This is a genomic window from Pseudomonas sp. zfem005 (assembly GCF_032621735.1).
Taxonomy (GTDB): domain Bacteria; phylum Pseudomonadota; class Gammaproteobacteria; order Pseudomonadales; family Pseudomonadaceae; genus Metapseudomonas; species Metapseudomonas solani.
The window spans coordinates 531821-544580 of record NZ_JAVYJE010000003.1 but is presented as its reverse complement, the minus strand read 5'-3'; the positions used below and the strand labels follow the sequence as shown (position 1 = coordinate 544580).

Annotated in this window: 15 protein-coding genes; all 15 read left to right on the top strand. The window is 64.2% G+C overall.

The genetic code is table 11. The annotated features are described in order from the left end of the window. Position 1 precedes the first annotated feature (1 nt). The 15 genes from RTW82_RS09275 to bamB all read left to right on the top strand — a co-directional run bounded on the left by RTW82_RS09275 (position 2) and on the right by bamB (position 12714). Positions 2-1216 (top strand): IscS subfamily cysteine desulfurase, encoded by a 1215-nt coding sequence (locus tag RTW82_RS09275; protein WP_316924898.1) that lies wholly within the window; start codon positions 2-4, stop codon positions 1214-1216. Between the two features lie 31 nt (positions 1217-1247). Continuing rightward, positions 1248-1634, top strand: a complete 387-nt coding sequence (gene iscU, locus RTW82_RS09270) for a Fe-S cluster assembly scaffold IscU (RefSeq protein ID WP_021220845.1) — start codon at positions 1248-1250, stop codon at positions 1632-1634. 26 nt (positions 1635-1660) lie between these two features. Beyond that, positions 1661-1984, top strand: a complete 324-nt coding sequence (gene iscA, locus RTW82_RS09265; RefSeq protein ID WP_021220844.1) for an iron-sulfur cluster assembly protein IscA — start codon at positions 1661-1663, stop codon at positions 1982-1984. Positions 1985-1992: 8 nt separating this feature from the next. Continuing rightward, complete coding sequence (hscB, locus tag RTW82_RS09260) at positions 1993-2514, top strand: co-chaperone HscB (RefSeq protein WP_316924897.1); 522 nt, start codon at positions 1993-1995, stop codon at positions 2512-2514. Positions 2515-2562: 48 nt separating this feature from the next. Next, complete coding sequence (gene hscA / locus RTW82_RS09255; RefSeq protein ID WP_021220842.1) at positions 2563-4422, top strand: Fe-S protein assembly chaperone HscA; 1860 nt, start codon at positions 2563-2565, stop codon at positions 4420-4422. A gap of 3 nt (positions 4423-4425) precedes the next feature. Beyond that, on the top strand, positions 4426-4764 hold the full coding sequence (gene fdx / locus RTW82_RS09250) for an ISC system 2Fe-2S type ferredoxin (RefSeq protein WP_021220841.1): 339 nt from the start codon (positions 4426-4428) through the stop codon (positions 4762-4764). Positions 4765-4773: 9 nt separating this feature from the next. Then, entirely contained in the window at positions 4774-4974 is a 201-nt protein-coding gene (gene iscX / locus RTW82_RS09245; RefSeq protein ID WP_021220840.1) for a Fe-S cluster assembly protein IscX, read from the top strand. A gap of 93 nt (positions 4975-5067) precedes the next feature. Beyond that, complete coding sequence (gene ndk / locus RTW82_RS09240) at positions 5068-5499, top strand: nucleoside-diphosphate kinase (RefSeq protein WP_021220839.1); 432 nt, start codon at positions 5068-5070, stop codon at positions 5497-5499. Between the two features lie 24 nt (positions 5500-5523). After that, positions 5524-6672 carry a 23S rRNA (adenine(2503)-C(2))-methyltransferase RlmN gene (gene rlmN / locus RTW82_RS09235; protein ID WP_316924896.1) on the top strand — a complete coding sequence of 383 codons (1149 nt, stop codon included), beginning with the start codon at positions 5524-5526 and terminating at the stop codon, positions 6670-6672. Between the two features lie 13 nt (positions 6673-6685). Further along, a complete protein-coding gene (pilW, locus tag RTW82_RS09230; protein WP_173172882.1) occupies positions 6686-7441 on the top strand; it encodes a type IV pilus biogenesis/stability protein PilW in 756 nt (251 codons plus the stop codon). Then, positions 7438-8481 carry a RodZ family helix-turn-helix domain-containing protein gene (locus RTW82_RS09225; RefSeq protein WP_316924895.1) on the top strand — a complete coding sequence of 348 codons (1044 nt, stop codon included), beginning with the start codon at positions 7438-7440 and terminating at the stop codon, positions 8479-8481. Before pilW ends, RTW82_RS09225 begins: the two co-directional genes overlap by 4 nt. Before the next feature lie 3 nt (positions 8482-8484). Next, positions 8485-9597 carry a flavodoxin-dependent (E)-4-hydroxy-3-methylbut-2-enyl-diphosphate synthase gene (ispG, locus tag RTW82_RS09220; RefSeq protein WP_043240098.1) on the top strand — a complete coding sequence of 371 codons (1113 nt, stop codon included), beginning with the start codon at positions 8485-8487 and terminating at the stop codon, positions 9595-9597. Positions 9598-9610: 13 nt separating this feature from the next. Beyond that, positions 9611-10900, top strand: coding sequence for a histidine--tRNA ligase (gene hisS, locus RTW82_RS09215; RefSeq protein ID WP_316924894.1), 1290 nt, complete (start codon positions 9611-9613; stop codon positions 10898-10900). Between the two features lie 25 nt (positions 10901-10925). After that, on the top strand, positions 10926-11570 hold the full coding sequence (locus RTW82_RS09210) for a YfgM family protein (RefSeq protein WP_043240102.1): 645 nt from the start codon (positions 10926-10928) through the stop codon (positions 11568-11570). After that, on the top strand, positions 11563-12714 hold the full coding sequence (gene bamB / locus RTW82_RS09205; protein ID WP_021220832.1) for an outer membrane protein assembly factor BamB: 1152 nt from the start codon (positions 11563-11565) through the stop codon (positions 12712-12714). The genes RTW82_RS09210 and bamB overlap by 8 nt, the downstream gene beginning before the upstream one ends. Positions 12715-12760: the final 46 nt, after the last annotated feature.

The window sequence follows — 12760 nt, the reverse complement described above, 5'->3', positions numbered from 1 at the left end:
GATGAAATTGCCGATTTACCTGGACTACTCCGCTACCACGCCGGTGGACCCTCGTGTTGCCCAGAAGATGAGCGACTGTCTGCTGGTCGATGGCAACTTCGGCAACCCGGCCTCGCGTTCCCACGTGTTCGGCTGGAAGGCCGAGGAAGCGGTGGAGAATGCCCGTCGCCAGGTCGCTGAGCTGGTCAATGCCGACCCTCGCGAAATCGTCTGGACCTCCGGTGCCACCGAGTCCGACAACCTTGCCATCAAGGGTGTCGCGCACTTCTACAACACCAAGGGCAAGCACATCGTCACCTCCAAGATCGAGCACAAGGCGGTCCTGGACACCACTCGCCAGCTCGAGCGTGAAGGCTTCGAAGTCACCTATATCGAGCCGGGCGAAGACGGCCTGATCACCCCCGCGATGGTCGAAGCGGCCCTGCGCGACGACACCATCCTGGTGTCGGTGATGCACGTGAACAACGAGATCGGCACCATCAACGACATCGCGGCCATCGGTGAACTGACCCGTGCTCGCGGCATCCTGTTCCACGTCGATGCGGCCCAGTCCACCGGCAAGGTCGAGATCGACCTGGACAAGCTGAAGGTCGACCTGATGTCCTTCTCCGCCCACAAGACCTACGGCCCCAAAGGCATCGGCGCGCTCTACGTGCGTCGCAAGCCGCGTGTGCGTCTGGAAGCCATGATGCATGGCGGTGGTCACGAGCGCGGCATGCGTTCCGGCACCCTGGCCACCCACCAGATCGTCGGCATGGGCGAAGCCTTCCACATCGCCAAGCAGGAAATGGCCTCCGAGAACCAGCGCATCAAGGCACTGGCGGACCGCTTTTGGGCTGCAGTGGATGGCATGGAAGAGCTCTACCTCAATGGCAGCGCCACTTCCCGTGTCCCGCACAACCTGAACATCAGCTTCAACTACGTCGAAGGCGAGTCGCTGATCATGGCACTGAAGGACCTCGCGGTCTCTTCGGGTTCCGCCTGCACCTCGGCCTCTCTCGAGCCGTCCTACGTGCTACGCGCACTGGGCCGCAACGACGAGTTGGCCCACAGCTCCATTCGTTTCACCTTTGGCCGCTTCACCACCGAAGAAGAAGTGGATTACGCAGCCAGCAAGGTCCGTGAAGCCGTAGACAAGCTCCGTGAATTGTCTCCCCTGTGGGACATGTACAAAGAGGGCGTCGACCTCTCGACGGTCGAATGGCAGGCGCACTGACGCCACCCCTGATGAGTGAGGAATAAGCACCATGGCATACAGCGAAAAGGTCATCGACCACTACGAAAACCCGCGCAACGTCGGCAAGCTCGACGCTGAAGATCCCGATGTCGGCACCGGCATGGTCGGCGCGCCGGCCTGCGGCGACGTGATGCGCCTGCAGATCAAGGTCAACGAGCAGGGTGTTATCGAAGACGCCAAGTTCAAGACCTACGGTTGCGGTTCGGCCATCGCCTCCAGCTCTCTCGCCACCGAGTGGATGAAGGGCAAGACCCTGGACGAAGCCGCTGCGATCAAGAACACCACCATCGCCGAAGAACTGGCGCTGCCGCCGGTGAAGATCCACTGCTCGGTTCTGGCCGAGGACGCCATCAAGGCGGCCGTCCAGGATTACAAGCAGAAAAAGGGTCTGCTCTAACCGCTCGACTGAGTTAAGGAGCCGCTATGGCCATCAGCATGACCGCTTCCGCCGCCGATCACGTGCGTCGCTCCCTCGAAGGGCGCGGCAAGGGTGAAGGTATCCGCCTGGGTGTTCGCACCACCGGCTGCTCCGGCCTGGCTTATGTCCTGGAGTTCGTCGATGAAGTGGCGAGCGAGGACATGGTCTTCGAAAGCTTCGGCATGAAGGTGATCATCGATCCGAAGAGCCTGTCCTACCTCGACGGCACTGAGCTGGACTTCGTCCGCGAAGGCCTCAACGAGGGGTTCAAGTTCAACAATCCGAACGTTCGCGGCGAGTGTGGTTGCGGCGAGAGCTTCAACGTCTGAGGCGTCTCGTGGGCACCCCCTGTCATTTCGCATTGTTTGAACTGAAGCCTGGCTTCGACCTCGATCTGGATCAGTTGGCGAGCCGCTATCGCGAGCTGGCGCGCAGCGCCCATCCGGATCGCTTTGTCGATACCTCCGAGCGCGAGCAGCGCCTGGCCGTGGAGCACGCGGCGCAGCTGAACGAGGCCTACCAGACGCTGAAGAGCGCGCCTCGTCGGGCGCGTTACCTGCTGGCGATCCGTGGCCACGAGCTGCCCCTGGAGGCGACCGTCAAGGACCCCGAGTTCCTGTTGCAGCAGATGCAATGGCGGGAAGAGCTGGAAGAGCTCCACGACAGTGCGGACCTGCCCGGCGTGGCTGCTTTCAAGCGGCGTCTCAAGGCGGCCCAGTCCAATCTGGATGGCGCCTTCTCCGCCTGCTGGAACGACGATGCCCGCCGCGAGGATGCCGAGCGCCTGGTGCGCCGCATGCAGTTCCTCGACAAGCTGACTCACGAAGTGCGCCAACTGGAAGAGCGCCTCGACGACTAACCCGCGCATCGCCGCATGGACGATGGTGCGCCTGAAAATCAGACAAGCATGGCCCTACTGCAGATCGCTGAACCCGGACAGAGCCCCAAACCGCACCAGCGCCGCCTGGCGGTGGGCATTGACCTGGGCACCACGAATTCCCTGGTGGCCGCTGTACGCAGTGGTGTTTCCGCACCGCTGGCCGATGCCGATGGGCAGGTCATCATGCCGTCCGCCGTGCGCTACCACGCGGATCGCGTCGAAGTCGGCCGTTCGGCGAAGGAGGCGGCTTCCGCCGATCCGCTGAACACCGTCCTCTCGGTCAAGCGCTTCATGGGGCGCGGCCTGGAAGACGTGAAGCAACTGGGCGAGCAGCTCCCCTACCGCTTCGCCACCGGCGAGTCGCACATGCCCTTCATCGAGACCGTGCAGGGCGCCAAGAGCCCCGTTGAAGTCTCGGCCGAAATCCTCCGCGCCTTGCGCCAGCGCGCCGAAGCCACCCTGGGTGGTGAGCTGGTGGGTGCTGTGATCACCGTTCCCGCTTATTTCGACGATGCCCAGCGCCAGGCCACCAAGGACGCTGCCCGCATCGCCGGGCTGAATGTTCTGCGCCTGCTCAACGAGCCCACTGCTGCTGCCGTTGCCTACGGGCTGGACAAGCAGGCCGAAGGCGTCGTAGCCATCTATGACCTGGGTGGCGGCACGTTCGATATTTCCATCCTGCGTCTGACCCGTGGCGTCTTCGAAGTCATGGCAACCGGTGGCGACAGCGCCCTCGGTGGTGATGATTTCGACCATGCCCTGGCGGGCTGGATCGTCGAGCAGGCCGGGCTTTCCGCCGATCTCGATCCCGGTGCCCAGCGCAGCCTGCTGGAGGCCGCTTGCGCCGCCAAGGAAGCGCTGACCACTGCCGATACGGTCGAGGTTCGTTATGCGCAGTGGTCGGGCCAGCTGACCCGTGCACGCTTCGACGAGCTGATCGAGCCCATGGTCGCTCGCAGTCTCAAGGCTTGCCGTCGTGCTGTTCGTGACGCCGGCATCGAAGTTGACGAGGTCGAGGCCGTGGTCATGGTCGGCGGCTCCACCCGTGTCCCGCGCGTGCGCGAAGCGGTCGGCGAGCTTTTCTCCCGTCCGCCCCTGACCGATATCGACCCTGATCAGGTCGTGGCCATCGGCGCTGCCGTGCAGGCGGACACCCTGGCGGGCAACAAGCGTGGCGAAGAATTGCTGCTGCTGGACGTCATTCCGCTGTCCCTGGGGCTCGAAACCATGGGGGGCTTGATGGAGAAGGTGATTCCGCGCAATACCACCATTCCCGTCGCCCGTGCCCAGGAGTTCACCACCTACAAGGACGGCCAGACGGCCATGATGATCCACGTGCTCCAGGGTGAGCGCGAGTTGATCAAGGACTGCCGATCCCTGGCCCGTTTCGAGCTGCGTGGCATACCGCCTATGGTTGCCGGCGCGGCGAAGATCCGTGTGACCTTCCAGGTGGATGCCGACGGCCTGCTGGGCGTGACGGCCAGCGAAACCGCCTCCGGCGTGGAGGCGAGCATCCAGGTCAAGCCTTCCTACGGCCTGACCGACGGTGAAATCACCCGCATGCTGCAGGACTCCTTCCAGCACGCCAACGACGACAAGGTTGCCCGCGTGCTGCGTGAGCAGCAAGTCGATGCCCAGCGCCTGATCGAGGCGGTCCAGGCCGCGTTGCAGGCGGATGGCGACGCGCTGCTCACCGCTGAAGAGCGGATCGCCATCGACTTCCAGCTGGAGCAACTGCAGGCTCTGCTGGAGGGCACCGACGGTGCCGCCATCGAACAGCAAACCAAGCGGCTGACCCAAGTGACCGACGCCTTCGCGGCGCGTCGCATGGATGCCAGCGTCAAGGCTGCCCTGGCGGGGCGCCGACTGAATGAAATCGAGGAATGACTGATGCCGCAGATCGTATTTCTGCCCAATGCCGAGCATTGCCCTGAAGGGATGGTGGTCGAGGCCCAGCCGGGTGAAACCATCATTGCGGCGGCCATGCGCAACGGCCTGGAGATCGAGCACGCCTGCGAGATGTCCTGTGCCTGCACCACCTGCCACGTCGTGATCCGCGAGGGCTTCAACACCCTCGAAGCGTCCGACGAGCTGGAAGACGACATGCTGGACAAGGCCTGGGGCCTGGAAGCCGAGTCGCGACTGTCCTGTCAGGCCGTCGTGGGGGAGGTGGATCTCGTCGTGGAGATTCCGAAGTACACTCTCAACCAGGTTTCTGAAAAGCACTGAGGAAAGGTCATGAGTCTCAAATGGGTCGATGTTCTGGAGATCGCCATCCAGCTGGCCGAGAGCAAGCCCGAGGTTGACCCGCGCTACGTCAACTTCGTCGATCTGCACAATTGGGTCGTGAGCCTGCCGGAGTTCGATGACAACAGTCAGCGCGGCGGCGAGAAGGTCCTTGAAGCCATCCAGGCGGCATGGATCGAAGAAGCCGACTGAAGCCCGGTCTGCTGACCCTACGCATTTAACAGGAACCCGCGTATAATTCGCGGGTTTAATTTTTCGCTTTAATCCTGATTTCTGGAGTTTCACATGGCCGTTGAACGTACCCTTTCCATCATCAAGCCCGACGCCGTTGCCAAGAACGTAGTGGGCGAGATCGTCACCCGTTTCGAAAAAGCCGGCCTGAGCGTCGTCGCTGCCAAGATGGTTCAGCTCTCCGAGCGCGAAGCTGGCGGTTTCTACGCCGAGCACAAAGAGCGTCCCTTCTTCAAGGATCTGGTTTCCTTCATGACCTCCGGTCCGGTTGTCGTGCAGGTACTGGAAGGTGAAGGCGCCATCGCCAAGAACCGCGAACTGATGGGCGCTACCGACCCGAAGAAAGCCGACGCTGGCACCATCCGCGCTGATTTCGCCGTTTCCATCGACGAAAACGCCGTACACGGTTCCGACTCCGAGGCTTCCGCTGCTCGCGAGATCTCCTACTTCTTCGCCGCCACCGAGGTGTGCGCTCGTATTCGCTGATAGCGAAGGCACGAGGGTGAAGCCATGACTGAATCAACCGGTAAAGTTAACCTGCTGGGTCTGACCCAGCCGCAACTGGAGAGCTTCTTCGAGTCCATCGGGGAGAAGCGTTTCCGTGCCGGACAGGTGATGAAATGGATTCACCACTTTGGCGTCGATGATTTCGACGCCATGAGCAATATCGGCAAGGCCCTGCGCGACAAGCTCAAGGCCTCTGCCGAAGTTCGCGGCCCCGAGATCGTCAGCCAGGACATCTCCACCGACGGCACCCGCAAGTGGGTCGTGCGCGTGGCATCCGGCAGCTGCGTCGAGACCGTGTACATCCCGCAAGGCGGGCGCGGCACCCTCTGCGTCTCCTCCCAGGCGGGCTGCGCGCTGGATTGCAGCTTCTGCTCCACCGGCAAGCAGGGTTTCAACAGCGACCTCACCGCGGCGGAAGTCATCGGCCAGGTGTGGATCGCCAACAAGTCCTTCGGCACCGTCCCCGCCAAGATCGATCGCGCCATCACCAACGTGGTGATGATGGGCATGGGCGAGCCGTTGCTGAACTTCGACAACGTGGTCTCCGCCATGAACATCATGATGGACGACCTCGGCTACGGTATTTCCAAGCGCAAGGTGACCCTGTCCACTTCGGGCGTGGCGCCGATGATCGACAAGCTGGCCGAGCAGACCGACGTCTCCCTGGCGCTTTCGCTGCACGCGCCCAACGACGAGCTGCGCAACAAGCTGGTGCCGATCAACAAGAAGTACCCCCTGGCGGTGGTGCTCGAGGCGTGCAAGCGCTACATCTCCCGGCTGGGCGAGAAGCGTTTCCTGACCATCGAATACACCCTGCTCAAGGATGTGAACGATCAGCCGGCCCACGCTGAGCAGATGATCGCACTCCTCAAGGATTTTCCTTGCAAGATCAACCTGATTCCGTTTAATCCCTTCCCTTTCTCCGGTTACGAGCGGCCGAGCAATAACGCCATTCGCCGTTTCCAGGACCTGCTCCACAAAGCCGGCCACAATGTCACCGTGCGCACTACGCGCGGGGATGATATCGACGCCGCCTGCGGTCAACTCGTTGGCCAGGTCATGGACCGTACCCGTCGCAGCGAGCGCTACATCGCCGTACGCCAACTCAATGGCGATACCGACGCGCCACAGAACGCTGCCAACCGAAACTGAAGAGAGGACATCCATGACCCTGCGCCCCGCGCTGCTTCTCGTTTTCGCCAGCCTGGTGGGCTGCGTGTCCACTGGCTCCGTTGACCCGATGAAGACCGCGGAAGGCCGCGACAAGGCCCGCGACGCCTACATCCAGCTGGGCATCGGCTATCTCTCCCAAGGGGCGGCCGAGCGGGCCAAGGTGCCGCTGCGCAAGGCTCTGGAGCTCGACTCGTCCAGCGCTGACGCCAACGCTGCGCTGGCCCTGGTGTTCCAGACCGAGATGGAACCCAAGCTCGCCGACGAGCATTTCCGCAAGGCCCTGTCCTCGCGTACCGACTCCCGCATCCTCAATAACTACGGCGGTTTCCTCTATGAGCAGAAACGCTACGAGGAAGCCTACAAGCGCTTCGAGCAGGCCGCTGAAGACAGCCTCTATCCCGAACGCTCCCGCGTATTCGAGAACCTCGGCCTGACCGCCCTGCGGATGAACCGCCCGGACCTGGCCAAGCAGCATTTCGACAAGTCCCTGCGCCTGAACCGCCAGCAGCCCGTTGCGCTGCTGGAGATGGCCGACCTGTCCTACGCCGAGAAACAATACGTCCCGGCCCGCGACTATTACGACCGCTACAGCAAGATCGCCCCCCAGACCGCCCGCAGCCTGCTGCTGGGCACTCGTCTGGCTACCGTATTCGATGATCGCGACCAGGCCGCGAGCCTGGGTCTGCAACTCAAACGACTCTATCCCGGCACGCCGGAATACCAGCAATACCTGTCGGAGCAAAGATGAAAGCGTCGCAACCCGAAATTGCCGCCGCGACCCGTGCCAACCCAGGCGAGACCCTGCGCCAGGCACGTGAGAGCAAGGACCTGAGCCTTGCCGAAGTCGCCCGACAGCTGAACCTGACCGAGCAGGCCCTGCGCCAGCTCGAAGCGGGCTCTTTCGAACAGTTGCCCGGCCACACCTTCGCCCGTGGCTACATCCGCGCCTACGCCAAGCTGCTGGGCATGGACCAGGCGCGCCTGGTGACCGATTTCGACCTCTATACCGGTACCGACGCCACCGGCAGCAATGTCCACAGCCTCGGCCGCATCGAGGAGCCCGTGCGCCTGTCGCAGAGCGTGCTGCGCTTCGTCAGCTTCGCCCTCCTGCTGGTCCTCGGCGTCATCGGTTTCCTCTGGTGGCAGGACCAGGCCGAGCGCCGCAGCGGCGAAACCGCCGACATCAGCATGGAGCACGTCGAAGTCGAAAGCGCCGACGGCACCACCCAGATCCACCCGCTGGACGAGCCCGAAGACCAGGCCGTGGCCGACGCCCAGGAGGGCGAAGACGCTGCACCGGGCGAGTTGTCCCCGGAAGTGGCCGCACAGCCGGAAGGCACGCCGCCCACCGCAGGCACCAGCCCGGCACCGGCCCAGGCCCTGCCGCTGCCCCAGGGCAGCGCACCCGCCACCAGCGCCCCGGCAGCTCCGGCCGTGTCGTCGGCCCCCGCAGCCCCGTCCGCTCCCGTCGTTTCGGCTACGCCGACCACTCCGGCTGCTCCGGCCGCTACCGCGCCCGCTCAGGCTCCGGTGGTTGCCGCCGCAGGCCAGGGCCTGGTGCGTATCCAGTTCGTCGCCAACTGCTGGACCCAGGTGACCGATGCCGATGGCAAGGTCCTGCTCAGTGCCCTGAAGCGCAGCGGCGAGAGCGTCGAGCTGGCTGGCCGGCCGCCGTTCGAACTGCGCCTCGGCTACGCCCGTGGCGCCCAGGTCAGCTACAACGGCCAGTCCGTCGACGTAGCGCCCTACACTCACGGCGAGACCGCTCGCCTGAAGCTGGGGCAATAAGCCATGCATTGTGAATCCCCGATCAAACGCCGCCAGTCCCGCAAGATCTGGGTCGGCTCGGTACCTGTGGGCGGTGATGCCCCCATCGCCGTGCAGAGCATGACCAACACCGATACCTGCGACGTGGCTGCCACCGTTGGCCAGATCCGTCGCCTGGAAGAAGCCGGCGCCGATATCGTCCGCGTTTCGGTACCGGACATGGACGCCGCCGAGGCCTTCGGCAAGATCAAGAAGCTGGTCAACGTACCCCTGGTTGCCGACATCCACTTCGACTACACCATCGCCTTGCGCGTGGCGGAGCTGGGCGTCGATTGCCTGCGCATCAACCCTGGCAACATCGGTCGCGAAGACCGCGTGCGCGCCGTGGTCGATGCCGCCCGTGACCGTGGCATCCCGATCCGCATCGGCGTCAACGCCGGTTCGCTGGAGAAGGACCTGCAGAAGAAATACGGCGAACCCACCCCGCAAGCCCTGGTGGAGTCCGCGCTGCGCCATGTCGAGCACCTGGATCGCCTGGACTTCCAGGACTTCAAGGTCAGCGTCAAGGCGTCCGATGTGTTCATGGCGGTGGAAGCCTACCGCCTGCTGGCCACGCAGATCGTCCAGCCGCTGCACCTGGGCATCACCGAAGCCGGCGGCCTGCGCTCCGGCACCGTGAAGTCCGCCGTGGGCCTGGGCATGCTGCTCGCCGACGGGATTGGCGATACCATCCGCATCTCGCTGGCGGCCGACCCGGTCGAAGAGATCAAGGTCGGTTACGACATCCTCAAGTCCCTGCGCCTGCGCTCCCGTGGCATCAACTTCATCGCCTGCCCGAGCTGCTCGCGGCAGAACTTCGATGTGGTCAAGACCATGAACGAGCTGGAAGGGCGCCTTGAGGACCTGCTGGTTCCGCTGGACGTCGCGGTCATCGGCTGCGTGGTCAACGGTCCCGGCGAAGCCAAGGAAGCCCATGTGGGGCTGACCGGCGGCACGCCGAACAACCTGATCTACATCGACGGCAAGCCGGCGCAGAAGCTGAACAATGACAACCTGGTGGATGAGCTGGAAAAGCTGATCCGTCGCAAAGCGGCCGAAAAGGTCGAGGCTGACGCGGCCGTCATCGCCCGCAGCTGATTAAGGATTCCGAGTGAGCAAGACGCTGCAAGCCATCCGTGGCATGAACGACATCCTGCCGGAGCAGACCCCTGCCTGGCGGTATCTGGAACGCACCCTGGCAGACCTGCTGGACAGCTACGGCTACCGTGAAGTCCGCCTGCCGATCCTCGAGTTCACCGAGCTCTTCGCCCGCGGCATCGGCGAAGGCACCGATGTGGTCGACAAGGAGATGTACACCTTCCTCGACCGCAACGAAGAATCCCTGACCCTGCGCCCCGAAGGCACCGCGGGCTGCGTGCGTGCGGTGCTTGAGCACGGCATGACCGGAGGCGGCCAGGTGCAGAAACTGTGGTACGCGGGCCCGATGTTCCGCTACGAGAAGCCGCAGAAAGGCCGTTATCGCCAGTTCCACCAGATCGGCGTGGAAGTCTTCAACCTGCCCGGCCCGGACATCGACGCCGAGCTGATCGTGCTCACCTGGCGCCTGTGGAAGAAGCTCGGCCTCGGCGACGCCGTGACCCTGCAGCTCAACAGCCTGGGTTCCAGCGAGGCACGTGCCGCCTACCGCGAGGCCCTGGTGGCCTACCTGCAGGAGCGCTTCGACCGTCTCGACGAAGACAGCCAGCGCCGCATGACCACCAACCCGCTGCGCATCCTCGACAGCAAGGTGCCGGAAACCCAGGCCCTGCTGGTCGAGGCACCGCGCCTGCACGACTACCTGGACGCCGAGTCCGTGGCCCACTTCGAAGGCCTCAAGGCGCGCCTGGACGCGGTCGGCATCCGCTACGAGATCAACCAGAAGCTGGTGCGCGGGCTGGACTACTACAGCCGCACCGCCTTCGAATGGGTCACCGACAAGCTCGGCTCCCAGGGCACCGTCTGCGGCGGTGGTCGCTATGACGGCCTGATCACCCAGTTCGGCGGCAAGCCGACCCCGGGTGTTGGCTTCGCCATGGGCGTCGAACGCCTGGTGCTGCTGCTGGAAACCCTGGAGCTGATCCCCGCCGAGCTCAACGCCCCGGCGCATGCCTTCATCTGCGCATTCGGCGAGCCTGCCGAACTCGCGGCCCTGGCCCTGGCCGAGCAACTGCGCGATGCCGTTCCCGGCCTGCGCCTGCTGGTCAACTCCGGTGCTGGCAGCTTCAAGAGCCAGTTCAAGAAAGCCGACAAGAGCGGCGCGCGCTTCGCCCTGATCCTGGGTGAGGACGAACTGGCCAACCGCGTGGTAGGTTTCAAACCCCTGCGCGACGACAGCGAACAACAGAACATCGCCTGGGACGCTCTCGCAGAGCGCCTGGCGGCCTGCATCGATCAGGCTTGAGCCTTTAGAACATAGGAGTATTGGGGTGAGCACGCGTACCGAAGATGAAGAGCTGGCGGCGATCAAGGATTGGTGGCAGCGCAATGGCAAGCCCCTGCTCACCGGCGGCGCCCTCGCGCTGGTGGTGGTCTTCGGCTGGCAGGCCTGGCAGAAGCACCAGACCAACCAGGCCCAGGGCGCGTCCCAGGTCTACCAGCAATTGCTGGAAACCGCGCTGAATCCGTCCGGCAAGCCCGACGCCGGCAAGGTCGCCGAACTGGCCACCAAGCTCAAGACCGATTTCGGCGGTACCCACTACGCCCAGTACGGCAGCCTGTTCGTCGCCAAGGTGGCGGTCGAATCCGGCAAGCTTGATGACGCTGCCGCCGAACTCAAGGCCGTGGTGGACAAGCCTGCCGACGCCACCCTCGGCGAGCTGGCCCGTCAGCGCCTGGCCCGTGTCCTGGCTGCCCAGGGCAAGGTCGACGACGCGTTGAAGCTGCTCGAAGGCGATGCCAGCAAGTCCTACCTGGCCAGCCGTGAAGAACTGAAAGGCGATCTGCTGGTACAGCTGGGTCGTTCCGACGAGGCGCATGCCGCCTATGAGAAAGCCAAGGCCGCCCTGCCGGAAGACGCGGCGGTCGGTGGCTTGCAGATGAAGCTCGACGACCTGGCCAAAGGGGATGCGTGACGTGATGCGCTGGAAATTTGCCGCACTGCTGGCCATGGCCGTTCTGGCCGCAGGTTGCAGCAGCAATAGCAAGAAGGAACTGCCGCCTGCCGAACTGCCCGACATCACCGAAGAGGTCCAGCTCAAAGAAGTCTGGAGCCGCTCCATCGGCGAAGGTCAGGGTGATTCCTACAACATGCTGGTCCCCTCCGTGGACGGCGATGTCATCTATGCCGGTGACGTCGAAGGCCTGGTGGTCGCCATCGACCGCATGAGCGGCGACAAGCTCTGGGAACAGGAACTGGACCTGCCGGTATCCGGCGCGGTCGGTGCAGGCTACGGCCTGGTGCTGGTCGGTACCCTCAAGGGCCAGGTGATCGCCCTCGACGCCAGCACTGGCGAAGAGAAGTGGCGTGCCCGGGTCAACGGTGAAGTCCTCGCTCCGCCGGCCACCAACGGTGACGTGGTGGTGGTACAGACCCAGAACGACACCCTGTTCGGCTTCGACGCCGCGACCGGTGAGCAGCGCTGGATCTACGAAAACACCCCCGCCGTGCTGACCCTGCGTGGCACCGGTGCGCCGATCGTGACCAACCGCCTGGCTGTTGCCGGCCTGTCGTCGGGCAAGGTCATCGCCCTCGACGTGCAACGTGGCCTGCCCATCTGGGAACAACGCGTCGCCGTGCCGCAAGGCCGTTCCGAGCTGGATCGCGTGGTCGACATCGACGGTGGTCTGCTGCTGTCCGGTGGCACCCTGTACGTCGCCACTTACCAGGGCCGCGTCGCGGGCCTGGACCTGGACAGCGGCCGTGTGCTCTGGCAGCGCGAAGCCTCCAGCTACGTGGGCGTCGCCCAGGGCTTCGGCAACGTCTACGTGAGCCAGGCCAGCGGTACCATCGAAGGCATCGACGAGCGTTCCTCCTCGGCGCTGTGGAGCAACGAATCCCTGGCCCGTCGCCAGCTTTCGGCTCCGGAAGTGTTCTCCAGCTACGTGGCTGTCGGCGACTTCGAAGGCTACCTGCACCTGCTGAGCCAGGTGGATGGTCACTTCGTGGGCCGCGAGAAGATCGACGGCGACGGCCTGCGTGCCCGTCCGCTGGTGATCGGCGACATGCTGTATGCCTTCGGCAACGGCGGGAAGCTGGTCGCGCTGACCATCCGCTAAGCTGAAAAATAGTGTCCGGCCGCTGCCGTCTGACGGCAGCGGCCGT

Excerpts from the sequence above, each read along its gene's own strand:
- iscU (WP_021220845.1), top strand. The coding sequence starts at position 1,248 with ATGGCATACAGCGAAAAGGTCATCGACCACTACGAAAACCCGCGCAAC.
- fdx (WP_021220841.1), top strand. The coding sequence starts at position 4,426 with ATGCCGCAGATCGTATTTCTGCCCAATGCCGAGCATTGCCCTGAAGGG.
- RTW82_RS09275 (WP_316924898.1), top strand. The coding sequence starts at position 2 with ATGAAATTGCCGATTTACCTGGACTACTCCGCTACCACGCCGGTGGAC.
- ndk (WP_021220839.1), top strand. The coding sequence starts at position 5,068 with ATGGCCGTTGAACGTACCCTTTCCATCATCAAGCCCGACGCCGTTGCC.
- iscX (WP_021220840.1), top strand. The coding sequence starts at position 4,774 with ATGAGTCTCAAATGGGTCGATGTTCTGGAGATCGCCATCCAGCTGGCC.
- pilW (WP_173172882.1), top strand. The coding sequence starts at position 6,686 with ATGACCCTGCGCCCCGCGCTGCTTCTCGTTTTCGCCAGCCTGGTGGGC.
- iscA (WP_021220844.1), top strand. The coding sequence starts at position 1,661 with ATGGCCATCAGCATGACCGCTTCCGCCGCCGATCACGTGCGTCGCTCC.
- RTW82_RS09225 (WP_316924895.1), top strand. The coding sequence starts at position 7,438 with ATGAAAGCGTCGCAACCCGAAATTGCCGCCGCGACCCGTGCCAACCCA.
- rlmN (WP_316924896.1), top strand. The coding sequence starts at position 5,524 with ATGACTGAATCAACCGGTAAAGTTAACCTGCTGGGTCTGACCCAGCCG.
- bamB (WP_021220832.1), top strand. The coding sequence starts at position 11,563 with ATGCGTGACGTGATGCGCTGGAAATTTGCCGCACTGCTGGCCATGGCC.
- hscA (WP_021220842.1), top strand. The coding sequence starts at position 2,563 with ATGGCCCTACTGCAGATCGCTGAACCCGGACAGAGCCCCAAACCGCAC.
- ispG (WP_043240098.1), top strand. The coding sequence starts at position 8,485 with ATGCATTGTGAATCCCCGATCAAACGCCGCCAGTCCCGCAAGATCTGG.